Raw genomic sequence first — 18,601 nt, forward strand, 5'->3', positions numbered from 1 at the left:
GAAAATCAAAGAGCAAACTAGGAAACTAGCCGCAGGTTGCTCAAAGCACCACTTTGAGGTTGCAGATAAAGCTGACACGGTTTGAAGAGATTTTCGAAGAGTATAAAAACAAATTTTATCCAACTGATCCTTCCATTTCGTAGCTTATCAAGCGGTTCAGCTCAACTGCATATTCCATTGGAAGTTCTTTTGTAAAGGGTTCTACAAATCCCATTACAATCATCTCAGTTGCTTCAGATTCTGACAATCCACGGCTCATGAGGTAATAGAGTTGCTCTTCTGAAATCTTAGATACCTTAGCTTCGTGTTCCAAAGCGACTTGTGAGTTGTGAATTTCGTTAAACGGAATGGTATCTGATGCTGACAAGTCATCCATGATAATGGTATCACACTCGATGTGAGAAACAGATTTCTTAGAGTTCTTATTAAAAGTTACCTGTCCACGGTAGTCAACCTTTCCTCCGCCTTTAGCGATGGATTTAGACACAATAGACGAGCTGGTATGTGGAGCATTGTGGATCATCTTGGCACCAGTGTCCTGGTGTTGCCCTGCATTGGCAAAGGCAATAGAGAGCATGGTACCACGCGCCCCTTCTCCATCTAGGTAAACAGATGGGTATTTCATGGTTGTTTTAGCACCCAAGTTACCATCAATCCACTCAACAGTGGCATCCTTTTGAGCTTTAGCACGTTTGGTTACCAAGTTATAGACGTTATCAGACCAGTTTTGGATAGTCGTATAACGCATATAAGCTCCATCCAAGGCAAAGATTTCTACGATGGCAGCGTGCAAGCTGTTACTTGAATAAGTTGGCGCTGTACATCCTTCTACATAATGGACACTTGCTCCCTCATCAACGATAATCAAGGTACGTTCAAACTGACCTGTATTCTCGTTGTTGATACGGAAGTAAGTTTGAAGAGGAATATCTACCTTGACCCCTTTTGGTACGTAGATAAAGGTTCCACCAGACCATACTGCTGAGTTAAGGGCAGCCAATTTGTTATCTGTTGGCGGTACCAACTTAGCAAAGTATTGTTTAAACAAGTCTGGGTATTCCTTGAGGGCAGAATCCGTATCTGTAAAGATAATCCCCAACTTCTGGAACTCTTCCTTCATGTTGTGGTAAACCACTTCTGACTCATACTGGGCAGAGGCACCTGCTAGATAGGCACGCTCAGCTTCCGGAATCCCGATACGTTCAAAGGTTTCTTTAATTTTTTCAGGAACCTCATCCCATGAACGAGCTGGTTTATCAGATGGTTTTTGGTAATAAATCAAGTCATCAAAGTCAATCTCTGACAAGTCTGCTCCCCAAGTTTGCATGGGCATTTTTTTGAAGGTTTCATAAGACTTCAAACGGAATTCTAGCATCCACTCAGGTTCTCCCTTAGCAGCTGATAGTTCACGAATGACATCTTCATTCAATCCTTTTCCTGTCGATAGGACAGGCTCTACATCATCATGGAAACCAAATTTATATTCACCAAGGTCAATTGGTTTTGGTTCTACTCTTTCTTCAGCCATAATATCCTTTCTTTCATTCTTCATTTCTACTGATTCATAAGACAAAAGAAACTTGCCTTACTTGTTTTCTTGATTTTCAATTGTTTTCTTCAAAGCGTTCCAAGCTAGGGTTGCACACTTGATTCGTTGAGGGAATTTTGCAACGCCTGATAAGAAGGCTGCGTCTCCTAGTTGGTCTTGGCGTTCATCTTTTTGCCCTTGAACCATTTCAGAAAAAATAGTCGCAAGTTCTAAGATTTCTTGTTTGGTTTTTCCTAAAACTGTGTCCGTCATCATGCTTGCAGAGGCAGTTGAGATGGTACAACCTGAGTTTAGAAAAGCGATATCTTCCAAACGATTCTCTGTATCAAACTTGACAGAGAGATTGATAACATCCCCACAAGTCGGATTGTTGAGACTGATTTGCTCAGCATCTTCCAACTTCCCTTGGTGATGTGGATTTTTCGAATGGTCCGCTACCACTGCCATATAAAGGCTATCTAGTTTAGAAAGTGCCATTGAAAAACTCCTTTGTCTTTTGTAAGGCATCGACTAGCTTATCGCAATCTGCCTTGGTATTGTAGATATAAAAACTTGCACGAGCTGTGGCTGGAACATCCAAATACTGGAGCAAGGGTTGCGCACAGTGGTGACCTGCTCGAACAGCCACTCCTTCATAATCCAAAGCAGTCGCAAGGTCGTGAGGATGAAGGTCACCTAGGTTAAAGGCAATGACACCTGAACGTTGAGCCAAGTCCTGCGAACCGTAAATAGTCAATCCTTCAATCGCCTGCAGTTTTGGATAGACGTATGCGATCAATTCTTGTTCATGGGCTTCAATGGCATCCATACCAATCTTTTCAAGATAATCTACTGCCGCAGCAAGTCCAATTGCACCTGCCATATTAGGAGTTCCAGCCTCAAATTTCCAAGGCAATTCCTTCCAACTAGCAGATTGCTCATAGACAAAATCAATCATCTCACCACCAAATTCTACTGGTGACATTTGTTCCAGATACTTTTCTTTACCATAAAGAACACCAATACCAGTTGGACCAGCCATCTTGTGACCTGAAAAGGCAAAGAAGTCCACATCCAAGTCCCGGACATCGATCTTCATATGAGGAGTAGATTGAGCACCATCCACCACCATGATGGCTCCAACTTGATGGGCCAATTGAGTGATTTCTTTGATAGGATTAACCACACCAAGAACATTGGAGGCGTGAGCTAGCGAAACAAACTTGACCTTGTCAGTCAATTTAGTTCGCAAATCATCCATATCCAGAGCTCCGTCCTTGAGATAAACATAGACAAGCTCTGCTCCAGTCTTGCGACAGGCCTCCTGCCAAGGAATGATGTTGGAATGATGTTCCATGACAGAAATCAAAACCTGGTCTCCCTCAGTCAAGACTTCCTCTGCAAAGTGTGCCACCCAGTTCAGACTGGTTGTCGTTCCTCTGGTAAAGAGAACTTCCTTTGTAGACCCTGCATTGATAAACTCACCAATAGTTTCACGAGCGGCTTCATAAGAAGCTGTCGCTCTTTCTGCCAAGGTATGAACGCCACGATGAACATTGGCATTGTCGTTCTCATAGTAGCGGTTAATCGTCTCCAGAACTGCTAGTGGTTTTTGTGTCGTCGCAGCATTGTCCAAATAAACCAATGGTTCATCATTAACAATCTGGTCTAAAATTGGAAAATCCTTGCGAATCACTTCTACATCTAACATAGGCTACCCCTTAGCGTTTTGACAATTTTTCTTCGATAGTTGCAATCATTTCATCACGAACTTCCTTGACTGGAATCTCAACGATAACGGAGCCAAGGAAACCACGAACAACCAAACGTTCTGCAGTTGCCTTATCTAAACCACGGCTCATGAGGTAGTACATGTCTTCTGGATCTACCTGACCGATAGAAGCCGCATGTCCTGCAGTTACGTCATTTTCATCAATCAAAAGAATTGGATTGGCATCTGAACGCGCTTGGTCTGAAAGCATGAGAACACGACTTTCTTGTTGCGCATCTGCTCCCTTAGCCCCCTTGATAATGTGCCCGATACCGTTGAAAGTTAAAGTTGCTTTTTCAAGAATAACCCCATGTTGTAGGATATTTCCGATTGAGTTGCAACCATAGTTAGTCACTCGAGTATCAATCCCTTGTACCTGACGACCACTTGAAAGAGCTACAACCTTGAGATCTGCATGGCTACCGTTACCAATCAAGTCACTATCAAAGTCCGCAACGACGTTCCCTTCGTTCATGACACCGATTGCCCAGTCAATGCTTGCATCGTTGCCTAATTTACCACGACGGCTAATGTAGGCAGTGACGTTTTCTCCTAAACGATCGATAGCAGCAAACTTCACTTGAGCACCAGAACGTGCAATTACTTCTACTGTGATATTAGCAGTTGCTTTGGCACTTCCTTCACCGCGTGACTCTAAACGTTCCAGATAACTAATCTTAGAATTTTTACCAGCGATAATCATAATATGCTTGTTAAACGGCACATCGCTATCGCTGTCTTGATAGAAAATTCCTTCGATTGGTTCAGCAATTTCCACGTTATCAGGAATGTAGAGAACAGCACCACTATTGAAATAAGCTGTATGGTAGGCTGCCAACTTGTCATCGTCATACTTAACAGATGACATGAAGAATTCTTCGATTAGCTCTGGAATTTCTTCTAAAGCTGAGTGGAAGTCTGTAAAGACGACACCCTGTTCAGCTAACTCAACTGGAGTTTGCTCAAAAACAGTCTGAGTTCCTACTTGAACCAACTTCAAGTGATTATCTAGAGCTGTGAAATCTGGAACATTTGCTGATGGCTCACTTTCTGTAATCGTTCCATCACCCAGATTCCAACGGTGGAATTTGACACGCTCAATAACTGGTAATTCCAAAGTCTCAATCTTGTCAAAAGCTTTTTGACGGAGATTAGCCAACCAGCTTGGTTCAGCGTGCATTTCTGAAAAAAGTTTAATATTTTCTTTAGTCATTTACTTCTCCTAAAAGACACGAGGGAATTACAATTCTTCCTTGTAGTCGTAGCCAAGTTCTTCAGCTAGTTTTGCGTATCCTTCACGTTCCAAACGCGCAGCCAATTCGGGACCACCAGAAAGAACAACACGACCTTCCATCATGACGTGTACCACATCAGGTGTGATGTAGTTCAAAAGACGTTGGTAGTGAGTGATAATCATAGCACCAAAGCCTTCACCACGCATAGCATTCACACCTTTAGAAACAACTTTAAGGGCATCAATATCAAGACCAGAGTCAATCTCATCCAAAAGGGCAAAAGTTGGTTCCAACATCAAAAGTTGAAGAATCTCATTACGTTTTTTCTCACCACCAGAGAAACCTTCGTTGAGGTAACGCTCAGCCATTTCTTCTTTCATGTTGAGCAATTCCATCTTTTCATCTAGCTTAGTGATGAACTCGCGAACTGAAATCTTCTCATCGTCTTCTTTACCAGCATTCATGGCTGCACGAAGAAACTCAGCGTTAGTAATACCAGGAATTTCTGATGGATATTGCATAGCAAGGAAAAGTCCCATACGCGCACGCTCGTCCACTTCTAACTCAAGAATATTTACGCCATCAAACAAGACTTCACCTTTGGTCACTTCATAGTTTGGATTTCCCATGATAGCGGCAGAAAGAGTTGATTTACCAGTACCATTTGGTCCCATGATAGCGGCAATTTCTCCTGTTTTCAGGGTCAGGTTAACCCCTTTTAAAATTTCTTTTCCTTCAATCTCAACGTGAAGATCTTTGATCTCTAATACTGACATGATAGTTCCTTTCTTTTTCAAGGCCTTTACCAGTACTCACTAGAAACATACTTGATTTCCCTAGAAAATACGGTAAAAGGTCAATAAATATACTTTTATAGTATAACAAAAAAAAGCCTAAAAGGCTTTGATTTTGTCTAGAAGCTGAGGACTAGTCTTTTCCTTTTAAATGCTGGTCAATGACATCTACAATCTTGCCCATCAAGTAACTAACTCGGAAATTTCTGAAGAGCAAAATGGCCCAAAAGGCTGCCATAATATAGCGACCAGTCATCCAGGCTTCATTGAAAAAATAGGTCTCAGCAGCTGTAAACAGCGCAATGATAATAAATTGTTGTCTATTCATAAACTTATTGTATCATGAAATCTTTCTTTAGTCTTCCTCGACCTTCACTTTATCAGCCAAAAATTCAAATCCTTCTGGAATCAGACTTTCTTCTGCTTCTTTTTCAGTTTGAGAAGATTTTGCTTTGGCTGAAAAGGCTGCGCGAACTTCTTTCCATTCCTCCATGGAAATAGCTAAAATCTCAGGTGAAAAACCTGCTGCCTGACTGAGGATATTGCCAAACATGGTGTTGAGATTGTCTCGTTTCATGGTTTGACCAGCATTGAAGTTAGATTCAAAAGCAAGAATAGCATGGTGTTCATTGGCTGCAACCGGTTGAGAACCAACTAGCAGAGCCTTATCAGGACCTCCAAGACTTTCAATTACCTCTCCCCAGGCATTCTGCAAGCGAATCAGATTTTGACGTGCTAAATCAGGATTTTCGACAGCCTCTTGTAAGATAGATTGAACTTTATTACGATCCACACGATAGACGGTCTTGCTCGCTGCTGGACGGGTAAGTACTGGACTAGTTGTTTTTGGTACAGTGCCCACATTTGAGAGTTCATGTTTGAGACGGGCAACTTCCTGTCTCAATGCAGAAATTTCATGTTCAACTGCCCCAGAAAGAGCTGGTTCAAGCTTAATCTCTGCCAAACGAATAGTCATCATCTCAGCATAAATCTTAGGTTGCAAACTAGACTTAATATCTGCTAAACTGACTGTCGCCAAGCGAATCATTTCAAACAGATTTTCTTGAGGAAGTGCCAAATTTTCTACAAAGACTGGACTATGATGAGTGTTTTCTCCACCTGTTTGGACAATTAACAAGTCTCTTAAATAGTGCAAAAGGTCGGTCACAAAACGAGTCATGCTCTTACCATTGTCAAAGAGAAGATTTAAGCAATACAAGGCCTTGGGAACATCCTGTTGAGACAAGGCAGCCACATAATCATCCAAGGCTGATAGGCTAATAGTGCCAGTAATTTCTTCAGAAATGGCAGTCGTCAATTCATTTCCCTGTGTTAAACTTAGGGCTTGATCCAAAATAGACAAGGCGTCTCGCATTCCACCTTCAGCCCGTCTAGCAATGATTTCCACAGCCTCTGGTTCAGAACTGATATTTTCTTTGTCTAAGATATAGTGAATATGTTCCTTAATATCCTGTGTCTTAATCGATTTAAATTCAAAACGTTGCACACGGGATAGAATAGTCGCAGGTATCTTGTGCAATTCAGTAGTAGCCAAAATAAAGACCACATTCTGTGTTGGCTCTTCTAACGTCTTTAGGAGGGCATTAAAAGCTCCTGTAGACAGCATGTGAACCTCATCTATGATATAGACCTTATAACGAGCAAGGCTAGGCGCATAGGTAGATTTATCACGAATTTCACGGATTTCATCCACCCCGTTATTAGAGGCTGCATCCATTTCAATGACATCTTCTAAACTACCATCCGTCACCGCTTGACAAATATAGCAGTTATTACAAGGTTCACCACCCACTTGATTGGGACAGTTCATAGCTTTGGCAAAGATCTTAGCCACACTAGTTTTTCCCGTTCCACGTGGACCAGAGAAAAGATAGGCATGACTTATTTTCTCTTGCTCTACTGCTTGTTTAAGAGTCTTAGCCACAACTTCCTGTCCAACCAACTGGGAGAAGTTTTGACTTCTATATTTTCGATAAAGAGCTTGATACATTAGGCTTTCTCCCCAAACATTGTAAAGTCCCATTCTGTCTTTTCAAGCAAAATAGCGACAAATTGTTCCAAATAATCTCGATCCATAGCATCATAATCATCAATCTCTGAAGAATCCAGATCCAGAACCCCGAGCAATTGACCATTCTTAACCATCGGAACAACAATTTCACTTTTAGCTCGACTATCACAAGAAATATAGTTGGGATAAGTTGTTACATTACCAACCAGAACAGTTTCCTGAAAGTGAGCTGCCTCCCCACAAACACCTTTTCCAAGTGCAATACGGATGCAGGAAACACCGCCTTGGAAGGGACCTAAAACCAATTCCTTTCCATCAAACAAATAAAAGCCTGCAAATACAGTATTGGAAAAGCGTGATTTTAAAAGAGCACTGGCGTTGGAAAGATTAGCCAAAACATTGGTTTCACCTTCCAATAAAAAAAATAGCTCTTCATTTAACATTTGATAACGTGATTGTTTTTCTGATTCTAACATAGAACTATTATATCAAAAAAGGCTTACAGACAAAAGAAAAATCCCTTGTTTAGAAAACAAAGGATTTTGTGAATTTTCAATTTGATTAAAGTTCGATATCACCGAACAAGTCAGCCATTGAGAATCCTGTTTGTGTTTCTGGAAGTTCGAAATCACGTTTTTCTTGACGTTTTGGACGACGTGGACGAGCAGCACGTTTTTCTTCTTTTTGTCCTTCTTCTTGAGCTGGACGTTCTTCAAGAGCTTTGATAGAAAGTGATACGCGCTCTGCATCTGCATTAACTTCAAGAACTTTAACTTGAACTTCTTGACCAACTTTAAGAGCTTCTTTTGGATTTTCAATACGTTTGTGTGAAATTTGTGATACGTGAACAAGTCCATCGATACCTGGCAATACTTCAACAAATGCACCGAAGTCAGTCAAACGTTTAACTGTTCCTTCAACTACATCACCTTTAGCCAATTTTTGCTCAACGCCATCCCATGGTCCAGGTGTTGTTGCTTTAAGTGAAAGTGATACGCGTCCTTCTTCTTCGTTAAGATCAAGGATTTTCACTTCAATTTCTTCACCAACAGTTACAACTGATTTTGGTGATACGTTACGTTCGTGTGACAATTCAGTTAAGTGAACCAATCCGTCAACACCACCAAGATCGATGAAAGCACCGAAACTTGTGATACGTGCAACCTTACCAGTTACAACATCACCAACAGCCAATTTACCGAATACTTCAGCGCGAGCTGCTGCAGTAGCTGCTTCAACAACTTCACGACGTGAAAGGATGAAGCGGTTTTCTTTAGCGTCAACTTCTTTGATTTTAGCGTCAAATTCTTGACCTACAAAACGCTCAGTGTTACGTACGAAACGAGTATCCAACATTGAAGCTGGGATAAATCCACGAACACCTTCAAATTCTACTGAAAGTCCACCCTTAACGGCACGAGTTCCTTTAACAGTAACAACTTCTTCTTCGCGACCAACAAGTTTGTCCCATGCTTTGCGAGCTTCAAGGCGTTTTTTAGATACAAGGTATGTAACTGTATCAGTATCTTTACCAACTACTTGACGAAGTACAAGAACATCCAATACTTCTCCTACTTTAACAAAGTCATTGATATCTGCATCGCGATCGTTTGTCAATTCGCGAAGAGTCAAGACACCTTCAACACCAGTTCCAGAGATTGCAACGTTAGCTTGAGTCGCATCAACTGTCAATACTTCAGCACTAACAACATCACCAGTCTCAACTTGGCTAACGCTATTTAGCAAATCTTCAAATTCGTTCATCTAAAAAATCCTCCAACAATCAAGTTTTTCTTAAACTTGACATACTTATAATTTTTTTCCTAAGCACCCGCAAGAACAAGTTCATATCGTTCACGTCTTTCAATTATAAAAATAAAATACCCTAAGATATTTTGCTTTTTATCTTGATCATTACCTAAGAACTGGGGTAGCTGGATTCGAACCAACGCATGAGGGAGTCAAAGTCCCTTGCCTTACCGCTTGGCTATACCCCATTGATGAAATGGAGAGAGAGGGATTCGAACCCCCGAACCCGAAGGAGCGGATTTACAGTCCGCCGCGTTTAGCCTCTTCGCTATCTCTCCTACAATCAACATGGACTATTATATCATGAAAATTTCCAAAAAACAAGACTTATTTTGCTAAATTATAATTTTCAATCAAAATTTCCACAGCTTTTTCCAATTTTTTATAAAAACTATCGACATTCCCATTCTTTATGATGGCAAATTGTCCATCTAATTCGGCAATTTCTCCGATAACTTTTTTACCAATGGTCAATGTATAGCCTTCAAAACTGTCTTTTCCTACATTAACCTTGGCATCTGCTACTTGAATTTCAATTTTTTTATCTTTCTTACTCATTTCATACCTCTCTTCACTTTTTCTATTTTACAAGAAAATCCTAAAACTAGCAAGAAAAAACTCTATATCATTCCATGTCTGATATAGAGTTTTCTGCTTTATTTAATGTGTTTTTCTAGTTCTTTTTGGTACTTACCATTTGATTCCAATTTTTCTTTTTGCCATTTTTTCAGTGCTTCTTCATATTCTTTTGTCGTAACGATATCTTTTTGTAATTTCATTCCTTTAAAGATATATGGGTCACCCTTAATACCAACTTGTGAGTATGGTTTTGAGAATGGTACTACATTACTTACAACTGGAGAACCACCAGATGAGGCTGTTGGCATCAATAATGAACTATCTGTCAACCAAGCTTGAGCCTTGGCATATTTTTCATAGCGTTCTTCAAGATTCGTAGTTTCTGAATCCGCATCATCCAATAATTTCTTATACTCATCTAAACCAAGTTTAGCTACAACATCTTTATCTTTCCCTTTAGTAATACCTAGGTGCTTCATAGCAGAACCTGATTTAGGATCCATGATATTCAAGTAAGATGCTGGGTCTTGATAACTTGGAGCCCATCCTGTACTGTTCAAATCATAGTCTTTTTGAGAAGGAACACGCGCTTGTGAAGTGATTGTTTCCTTTTCATTATCTGTCATTTGAAGAACGTCGATGACAACATTTTCAGCACCAAGAGTTGATTCGATAGACTGTTTGAAAGAGTTGCTTTGTTGAACGGCGATGGTATCTGTTTGTTCAACTGGGACATCCAAGTGAATTGGGAAAGTTACCCCTTTAGATTCCAAGTCTTTCTTAGCTTTTTCAAAGGCTGCTTTAGCCTTGTCAGGGTTGTAGATAGAATCCTTACCGTCAACTAGCTCAACACCTTTCCATTGGTCACCATAGTTCACCAACTCTGCTTGAGCGATTTGACCAAAGTTCTTACCACCTGCTTGCACAAAGTTATCTGGAACTAGACTGTTACGAATAATCTTGTCCGCACCGTCTTCACCATTTAGCTGTGCAGCATAAGAATGGCGGTTAAAGGCAAAGTTGATAGCCTGACGGAAGTCCTTATTAAGCATAGCTTCTTTTGTAGAAGTCTTTTGCTCTTCACTTGTTTTCGCAGTTTTATTATATGACTGACGATTTACGTTAAAGGTGAAGTAATAGCTACTTGAGTCCTGTGGGCTATAAGTGATTTTATCTCCGTATTGTTCCAATGTTGAAGCGAAGTTTGAGCTACTTGGGAAGAGACGGGCTGTCGTATAAGCACCAGAAGAGAAACTACGAATCAAGGATTCCTGATCAGAACCATCGTAGTAAGTCAATTTAATCTTTTCGATCTTTACCTTTTCTTTATCCCAGTAGTTTGGATTTTTCTCGTATTCAATTAACGATTTAGACGTCAAGGTCTTCAAGATATAAGGACCATTGTAGAGAATTCCTGCTGGAGTAACTGCTCCATAATCTTTACCTGATGCCTTCAAAAACTCTTCATTTACAGGTAACATCGTTGCTGTAGTGACTTTAGAGTTCCAGAAGCTTTCTGGTTTGTTTAGGGTATATTCGACTGTGTAATCGTCCAAGGCCTTAACACCAACTGTAGAGAAATCATTGGTCTCACCAGTCATGTAGGCATCCAAGCCCTTGATTGAATTTTGGATGAGAGAGACACCGTCTGACTTACCGTCAGCTACGTGTTTTAGTCCTGTCACAAAGTCATGGGCTGTTACTTCTGCATATTCTTCACCTTCAGAAGTGTACCATTTAACTCCTTTACGAAGTTTGTAGGTATAAGTCAAACCATCTTTTGACACAGACCAATCTTCAGCCAAGGAAGGAATAACATTTCCGTATTGGTCATTTTCCATCAAACCATCAACCACGTTCCCGATGACATCTGTTGTAGATGTACGAGTCGCTATACTATAGTCCAAAGATGCTGGATCTACTGCATAGACATATGAAAATGTTGTCGGTGCATCTGCTTCTTTATCAGCTTTTCCACAAGCTACTAAAAGAGCTGTTGTGCTCAGGACCACTCCTGCTGTTAAGAGCCACTTTTTCGATTTCATAAAAAATCTCCTTTAGTTTATTTTAATCTACTTTTACAATCCAACCTTCTGGCGCTTCAATATCGCCAAACTGAATTCCTGTCAATTCATCATATAATTTACGAGTCACAGGACCTACTTCTGTTTCGCTATAGAACACATGGAAATCATCACCGTGCTGAATTCCACCAATTGGAGAAATAACTGCTGCTGTACCACAGGCACCTGCCTCTACAAAACGGTCAAGGTTATCAATTGGGACATCCCCCTCAATAGGAGTTAAGCCCAAGCGATGTTCTGCCAAATAAAGCAAAGAATACTTGGTAATAGATGGCAAGATAGAAGGACTCAATGGTGTTACAAATTCATTATCAGCTGTAATTCCAAAGAAGTTAGCTGAGCCGACTTCTTCAATCTTTGTATGAGTTGATGGGTCTAGATAGATAACATCTGAGAAATGACGTGACTTGGCCAATTTCCCTGGCAAGAGACTTGCAGCATAGTTTCCACCAACCTTAGCCGCACCTGTACCATTTGGAGCCGCACGGTCGTATTCATCCTGAATCAAGAAGTTGGTTGGAACCAATCCACCCTTAAAGTAATTTCCAACTGGCATAGCAAAGATGGTGAAAATGTACTCTTCTGCCGGTTTAACCCCAATAATATCTCCGACACCAATCAAAAGAGGGCGAAGATATAAGGTTCCACCTGTTCCATATGGAGGTACATATTCTTCATTCGCACGAACAACTGCCTTACAAGCGTCTACAAACATTTCTGTTGGAACTTGTGGCATCAAGAGACGGTCACATGTCCGTTGCAGGCGTTTAGCATTTTCATCAGGACGGAACAGTTGAACACTACCATCCTTAGTACGATAAGCTTTCAAACCTTCAAATGCTTGTTGACCATAGTGAAGACTTGGAGAAGACTCTGAAATATGCAAGTTTGCATCCTCTGTAAGCTCTCCTTGATCCCATTGTCCATTTTTAAAATGAGCAATATAGCGATAAGGTAATTTCATATAGGAAAAACCGAGATTTTCCCAATCAATCGTTACTGTCATATTCCACTCCTTATTCTAAAAACCTATTTCTTTTATTCTACACTATTTTTCTAAAATAGCAAGTATATTTTGTAATTTTCAGAAAATTTCTTCAATAAAAAGAACCAGCTCTTAGAACTGATTCTTCATTTCACTTATTTAGCTTCAGTAAATACTTCTTTAAGATAAGCGTCAAAAACTTCTTCATCCGAAATCGTGTCAGAGATGAAGCTACCATTACTTGTGCGTTCTGACAGATTCAAGTCTTGTAGTCGACTTTCATAGATTGTTCCTTTGTTCGATTGGACAAGCAGCGTTTGGTCGTTCTCTTCCACTTCTGTACTGAAGAGATTACCAACGAAGCCTTGTTCTGCAACTGCTCCTGCTAAGAAGACACGATGCGGTTTATTTTTTAGCTCACGCAAGACTTGTAGTCCTCGTTTGGCACGGCTAGTTGCTGGAATTTCGTCAATAGAAACACGTTTCAAACTTCCACGTTGGGTCAAGAGGTAGAAGGATGAGGTGTTACAGATAAAGGCGGATTGGAGGACATCATCTGCTTTGAGGTTTATAGCTTTGACACCTGCAGCCTTAGCACCGACAACTGGTACCTCTTCGATATTGAAACGAAGGGCATAACCATTTTGGCTAATCAAGAGAACATCATCCAGTTTAATCGGAGCCACTGCTACAATCTGGTCTGTCTCGTCTTTGAGTTTAGCATACTTGACAGATTTAGATTTATAGGTCCGCCATGGAGAGAATTCTTTGCGTTCTACACGCTTGATTTGACCGAAACGAGTCGCCGCAAAGTAGGTTGTCGCATCATCAAACTGATCCACTACTTCCACATAAAGGACTTCTTCGTTAGTTTCAAAATTTGTAATGGTCTGGCTCAGATGCTCTCCGATATCCTTCCAACGAATATCTGCCAATTCATGGATTGGTCGATAAATGACATTTCCAAGAGTCGTGAACATCAAAAGATGCTGGGTTGTCTTGGCAGATTGAACAAAGATTAAACGGTCATCATCACGTTTGCCAATTTCCTCTAGCGTTGAAGCTGCAAAAGAACGTGGGCTGGTACGCTTGATGTAACCTGCCTTGGTCACGCTGACATAGGTATCTTCCTCAGCGATCAGACTAGCTGTATCAATCTCGATTGCTTGCGCAGTATCTTCTAAAGTACTCAAACGTGGAGTCGCAAACTTCTTCTTAACCTCACGAAGCTCTTTCTTCATGAGATTGTACATGGTCCGTTCATCACCGATAATCGCCGCAAGCATGGCAATCTTTTCACGAAGTTCTGCTTCTTCTTCCTGCAAGACAACTACATCTGTATTGGTCAAACGGTACAGTTGCAAGGTTACGATAGCCTCAGCCTGCTCCTCTGTAAAATCATAGCTAACTTTGAGGTTTTCCTTGGCGTCAGCCTTATTCTCAGAAGCACGGATAAGAGCAATGACGTCGTCCAAAATCGAAATCACGCGAATCAAACCTTCGACGATATGAAGACGTTTCTCAGCCTTTTCCTTGTCAAAGCGGGAACGAGCCAAAATCACTTCACGACGGTGGGCGATGTAGCTAGACAAGATTGGAACGATCCCAACCTGACGAGGTGTAAAATTGTCAATCGCCACCATGTTAAAGTTGTAGTTGATTTGCAGGTCTGTGTACTTAAAGAGATAGTTTAGAACCAGCTCCGTATTAGCGTCTTTTTTGAGCTCAATAGCGATTCGAAGACCGTCACGGTCAGACTCATCGCGAACCTCAGCAATACCAGCTACCTTATTATTGACACGAACATCATCGATTTTCTTAACCAGATTGGCCTTGTTGATTTCATAAGGAATCTCAGTGATAACGATTTGTTCCTTACCACCTTTTAGCTTTTCAATCTCAGTCTTGGAACGAACAACCACGCGCCCCTTACCAGTTTCGTAAGCCTTCTTGATTTCATCACGACCCTGGATAATCCCTCCAGTCGGGAAGTCTGGTCCAGGCAAGAATTCCATGAGTTTGTCCACCTTGGCTGTTGGGTGGTCAATCATGTAAACAGTCGCATCAATGACTTCAGCCAAATTATGTGGTGGAATATCCGTAGCATATCCAGCCGAAATACCAGTCGAACCATTTACCAAGAGATTTGGAAAGGCTGCTGGCAAGACTGTCGGCTCTTTCTCGGTATCGTCAAAGTTCCAAGCAAAGGGAACGGTCTTCTTCTCGATATCTTGAAGAAGGTAGCCAGCAATTTCAGACAAACGCGCCTCGGTATAACGCATAGCCGCAGGTGGATCTCCGTCCATAGAACCGTTATTACCGTGCATTTCAACTAGAATCTCACGATTTTTCCAGTCCTGTGACATACGAACCATGGCATCATAGATAGAACTGTCACCGTGTGGGTGGAAATTCCCCATGATGTTACCGACAGACTTGGCCGACTTGCGGTAGCTCTTGTCAAAGGTATTGCCATCCTTATTCATAGAATAAAGAATACGGCGCTGAACCGGCTTCAAGCCATCCCGAATATCTGGCAAGGCCCGGTCTTGAATAATGTATTTGGAGTAGCGACCAAAGCGCTCTCCCATGATGTCCTCCAGGGACATGTTTTGAATGTTACTCATATAGGATACAAAGCCCGTAAAATGCAAAGTGAAAATAGGAAATTCTTGCAGTGAGAGATGCTCACAAGAGAATTTATCTTTTTCACACAGCATTTAGGGCGTGTTCAACTCCTTTCAAAGAATGTAGAGTGTGTGTAATGATAAAAGGATGTAGAAAGGATTAGTCCCGTGTCCAGTTACTACAAATAACCAAACGACCCTTTCTGTAGTTTAATCTTTTAAATTAAGGTCTTTAGTTAGTTAGCGATTAAGAAGTCTCTCCTCAGCATACTGAATCATCTTCTCAGCAACTTCCTTATCATAGTGAAATCCCAGCTTTTTAGCAAGGGACTGAGCCTCTTGGTGGAAAAAATTCATCGTAGCAAATAAAGAATGGCTGAGTTTCTCTATACTTGAAAAATCAAGCAGATTTGAGAATTCCTTCTCTTTCTCCACAGGTAAATAGTTAAAGAGATACTTGTAATTCTTACCGATATCGACCTTTCCCCTATCACTTGAAACCTTCCAAGCCAATACCTTCAACAACTCTTGCTGACAAATACCATAGAGATGGTCAGTGGCATAGATGACTTGCTTACGACAAATGCCCTTCACTACATAGGCAGATACCCACCAAAATTCATTGCAGACTTTTTCAAAATCCTTTTCAGTAGCTGAATTTGTCCAGTAACGCTCTATATTTGGTGAATAGGGTTCAAATAAATGCTCTAGATCTTCTAAAACAGTAAATCCGGCCTCACTGTCTATCCACTCTTGAATGTAGTCTTTTGGGCAAAGAGTCAAATCGATACGGTTGCCATCTTCAAAGAGCATGAGATAAAGACGACGATGGTCAAAAACAACCTCTTGCTCTATAATTCGTTTTCCGAAATAGTCCAACCAAGAAAGGTCACTCATCAGATTATCAAAATCATCCACGACATAGACCACATCGTAGTCTTGAAATTCATCTTTTGGAGCATTTTGGTTTGTCCGTGAACCAGACATAGCGACAGCTTTGACTTGTAAAGTTTTGGCAGTCTGTAAAATCAGATCTAGCATTTCTGTTTCAGCTCTCATGTTGATACCCATTCATTAAAAAGCGATTTAAAACACCGTCGCTTCTTCCAGCGTAAACTTGACATTATCCTCAATCCACTTACGGCGTGGTTCTACCTTATCACCCATTAGGACATTGACGCGGCGTTCGGCGCGGGCTAGATCTTCAATTGTAACACGGATAAGAGTACGCGTTTCTGGGTTCATGGTTGTTTCCCAAAGCTGGTCCGCATTCATCTCACCAAGACCTTTATAGCGTTGGAGGGTAGCACCTTTACCAAATTGTTTACGGAGCTCTTCTAGCTCACCGTCCGTCCAAGCGTAGGCCACTTCTTCTTTCTTACCTTTACCTTTGGACATCTTATAGAGAGGTGGGAGGGCAATATAGACATGTCCTGCTTCGACTAGCGGACGCATGTAACGGTAGAAAAATGTCAAGAGCAAGGTCTGGATATGGGCACCATCGGTATCCGCATCGGTCATGATAATGATCTTATCATAGTTGGCATCTTCAAGGGAGAAGTCTGCTCCGACACCTGCACCGATGGTATAAATCATAGTGTTGATTTCTTCATTTTTGAGGATATCAGCCATCTTGGCCTTGGCTGTATTGATAACCTTACCACGAAGAGGTAGAATAGCCTGGAACTTGCGGTCACGACCTTGTTTGGCAGAACCACCGGCAGAATCCCCCTCTACCAAATAGAGTTCATTCTTAGCAGGATTCTTGGACTGGGCTGGGGTCAATTTCCCAGACAACAAGCTCTTGTCTTTTTTATTTTTCTTACCATTTCGGCTCTCATCACGCGCCTTACGTGCCGCTTCACGAGCATCACGGGCCTTGATAGCCTTGCGGATGAGATTGGAAGCAAGCTCCCCATTTTCCATAAGGAAGAAGGTCAACTTATCCGCCACAATGCCATCCACAACTGGGCGAGCTAGTGGACTTCCTAGTTTGTCCTTGGTCTGTCCTTCAAACTGGAGGTGTTCTTCAGGAACCAAGATAGAAAGAACGGCCGCTAGCCCCTCACGATAGTCTGAACCTTCAAGGTTTTTATCTTTTTCCTTGAGAAGCCCCGTCTTACGCGCATAGTCATTCATAACCTTGGTGATAGCAGACTTGAGTCCTGTCTCGTGCGTTCCACCGTCCTTGGTGCGAACGTTATTGACAAAGGATAGGATGTTATCTGAAAATCCGTCATTGTACTGGAGGGCCACTTCCACTTGGAAACCATTGTCTTCACCTTCAAAGTATAGAACTGGCGTCAAGGTTTCCTTGTCTTCGTTCAGATAAGAAACAAAGTCCTGCACCCCATTCTCATAGTGGAATTCAATCCCTTCATCTGTTCGCTTGTCGGTCAAAGACAAGGTCACATTTTTCAAGAGAAAGGCTGATTCATTAAGACGCTCTGAGATGGTATTGTACTTGAAATCTGTCGTAGAAAAGATCGTCGCATCAGGCATAAACGTAACCTTGGTACCTGTTTTAGACTTGGGCGCTGTACCGATTTTCTTCAGAGTCGTGACAGGTTTGCCACCATTTTCAAAACGTTGCTTGTAGATTGCACCATCACGAGTGATTTCAACTTCTAGCCAGCTAGAAAGGGCATTAACAACGGAAGAACCCACCCCGTGGAGACCACCTGATGTCTTATAACCACCTTGACCGAATTTCCCTCCGGCGTGGAGAATGGTAAAGATTACTTCAACCGTTGGGATTCCCATCGCGTGCATTCCAGTCGGCATCCCACGTCCGTGGTCTTGAACCGTTAAACTGCCGTCTTTATTAATGGTCACATCAATACGGTCACCAAATCCAGACAAGGCTTCATCGACAGCATTATCGACGATTTCCCAGACGAGATGATGAAGACCTGCCCCATCAGTCGATCCGATATACATCCCTGGACGTTTACGGACGGCATCCAACCCTTCTAGCACCTGAATGGCGTCATCATTATAATTGTTAATATTGATTTCCTTTTTTGACACAAGGAACCTCCTATTCGTTCATCTTTACTATTCTACAGGTTTTCCAAGGATTTTGCAAAATTTTTCTTTCTCCGGTGTGACAATTTCAGTAGAGATTCTCTGCCTTTCTTTCCCAATTCATGATATA

At 41.5% G+C, this 18,601-nt stretch carries 15 protein-coding genes and 2 tRNA genes; all 17 read right to left on the minus strand.

Features of this window, described 5'->3' with window-relative positions:
- Window positions 1–115: 115 nt before the first annotated feature.
- The 17 genes from sufB to parE all read right to left on the minus strand — a co-directional run bounded on the left by sufB (window position 116) and on the right by parE (window position 18,474).
- Entirely contained in the window at window positions 116–1,528 is a 1,413-nt protein-coding gene (gene sufB, locus JQ843_RS07515) for a Fe-S cluster assembly protein SufB (protein WP_000797054.1), read from the minus strand.
- Between the two features lie 57 nt (window positions 1,529–1,585).
- Window positions 1,586–2,026, minus strand: coding sequence for a Fe-S cluster assembly sulfur transfer protein SufU (sufU, locus tag JQ843_RS07520; protein ID WP_004254772.1), 441 nt, complete (start codon window positions 2,024–2,026; stop codon window positions 1,586–1,588).
- Window positions 2,013–3,239 (minus strand): cysteine desulfurase, encoded by a 1,227-nt coding sequence (locus JQ843_RS07525; protein ID WP_203213306.1) that lies wholly within the window; start codon window positions 3,237–3,239, stop codon window positions 2,013–2,015. The genes sufU and JQ843_RS07525 overlap by 14 nt, the downstream gene beginning before the upstream one ends.
- A 10-nt stretch (window positions 3,240–3,249) precedes the next feature.
- Window positions 3,250–4,512, minus strand: a complete 1,263-nt coding sequence (gene sufD, locus JQ843_RS07530; RefSeq protein ID WP_203213307.1) for a Fe-S cluster assembly protein SufD — start codon at window positions 4,510–4,512, stop codon at window positions 3,250–3,252.
- A 27-nt stretch (window positions 4,513–4,539) separates the two neighbouring features.
- Window positions 4,540–5,310, minus strand: coding sequence for a Fe-S cluster assembly ATPase SufC (sufC, locus tag JQ843_RS07535; RefSeq protein WP_000114489.1), 771 nt, complete (start codon window positions 5,308–5,310; stop codon window positions 4,540–4,542).
- 151 nt (window positions 5,311–5,461) lie between these two features.
- A complete protein-coding gene (locus tag JQ843_RS07540; protein ID WP_001081602.1) occupies window positions 5,462–5,656 on the minus strand; it encodes a DUF3272 domain-containing protein in 195 nt (64 codons plus the stop codon).
- A gap of 27 nt (window positions 5,657–5,683) precedes the next feature.
- Window positions 5,684–7,339: a DNA polymerase III subunit gamma/tau gene (gene dnaX, locus JQ843_RS07545; RefSeq protein ID WP_203213308.1), complete on the minus strand. Its 1,656-nt coding sequence runs from the start codon at window positions 7,337–7,339 to the stop codon at window positions 5,684–5,686.
- Window positions 7,339–7,836, minus strand: a complete 498-nt coding sequence (locus JQ843_RS07550) for a GAF domain-containing protein (protein WP_203213309.1) — start codon at window positions 7,834–7,836, stop codon at window positions 7,339–7,341. The genes dnaX and JQ843_RS07550 overlap by 1 nt, the downstream gene beginning before the upstream one ends.
- Before the next feature lie 85 nt (window positions 7,837–7,921).
- Window positions 7,922–9,124 (minus strand): 30S ribosomal protein S1, encoded by a 1,203-nt coding sequence (gene rpsA / locus JQ843_RS07555; RefSeq protein ID WP_001001631.1) that lies wholly within the window; start codon window positions 9,122–9,124, stop codon window positions 7,922–7,924.
- Window positions 9,125–9,285: 161 nt separating this feature from the next.
- Window positions 9,286–9,357, minus strand: a tRNA-Gln gene (locus JQ843_RS07560).
- A gap of 9 nt (window positions 9,358–9,366) precedes the next feature.
- Window positions 9,367–9,447: transfer RNA gene (locus tag JQ843_RS07565), tRNA-Tyr, on the minus strand.
- Between the two features lie 49 nt (window positions 9,448–9,496).
- Window positions 9,497–9,727: a DUF2969 domain-containing protein gene (locus JQ843_RS07570; protein WP_000037113.1), complete on the minus strand. Its 231-nt coding sequence runs from the start codon at window positions 9,725–9,727 to the stop codon at window positions 9,497–9,499.
- Between the two features lie 98 nt (window positions 9,728–9,825).
- Complete coding sequence (locus JQ843_RS07575; protein ID WP_033681952.1) at window positions 9,826–11,793, minus strand: peptide ABC transporter substrate-binding protein; 1,968 nt, start codon at window positions 11,791–11,793, stop codon at window positions 9,826–9,828.
- Between the two features lie 22 nt (window positions 11,794–11,815).
- On the minus strand, window positions 11,816–12,838 hold the full coding sequence (locus JQ843_RS07580) for a branched-chain amino acid aminotransferase (protein ID WP_000218997.1): 1,023 nt from the start codon (window positions 12,836–12,838) through the stop codon (window positions 11,816–11,818).
- Between the two features lie 134 nt (window positions 12,839–12,972).
- On the minus strand, window positions 12,973–15,444 hold the full coding sequence (gene parC, locus JQ843_RS07585) for a DNA topoisomerase IV subunit A (protein ID WP_203213310.1): 2,472 nt from the start codon (window positions 15,442–15,444) through the stop codon (window positions 12,973–12,975).
- A gap of 240 nt (window positions 15,445–15,684) precedes the next feature.
- Window positions 15,685–16,503: an aminoglycoside 6-adenylyltransferase gene (locus JQ843_RS07590; protein WP_203213311.1), complete on the minus strand. Its 819-nt coding sequence runs from the start codon at window positions 16,501–16,503 to the stop codon at window positions 15,685–15,687.
- 27 nt (window positions 16,504–16,530) lie between these two features.
- Window positions 16,531–18,474: a DNA topoisomerase IV subunit B gene (gene parE / locus JQ843_RS07595; RefSeq protein WP_203213312.1), complete on the minus strand. Its 1,944-nt coding sequence runs from the start codon at window positions 18,472–18,474 to the stop codon at window positions 16,531–16,533.
- Window positions 18,475–18,601: the final 127 nt, after the last annotated feature.

This window comes from Streptococcus mitis (assembly GCF_905187495.1).
GTDB classification, from domain to species: Bacteria; Bacillota; Bacilli; order Lactobacillales; family Streptococcaceae; genus Streptococcus; species Streptococcus mitis_CU.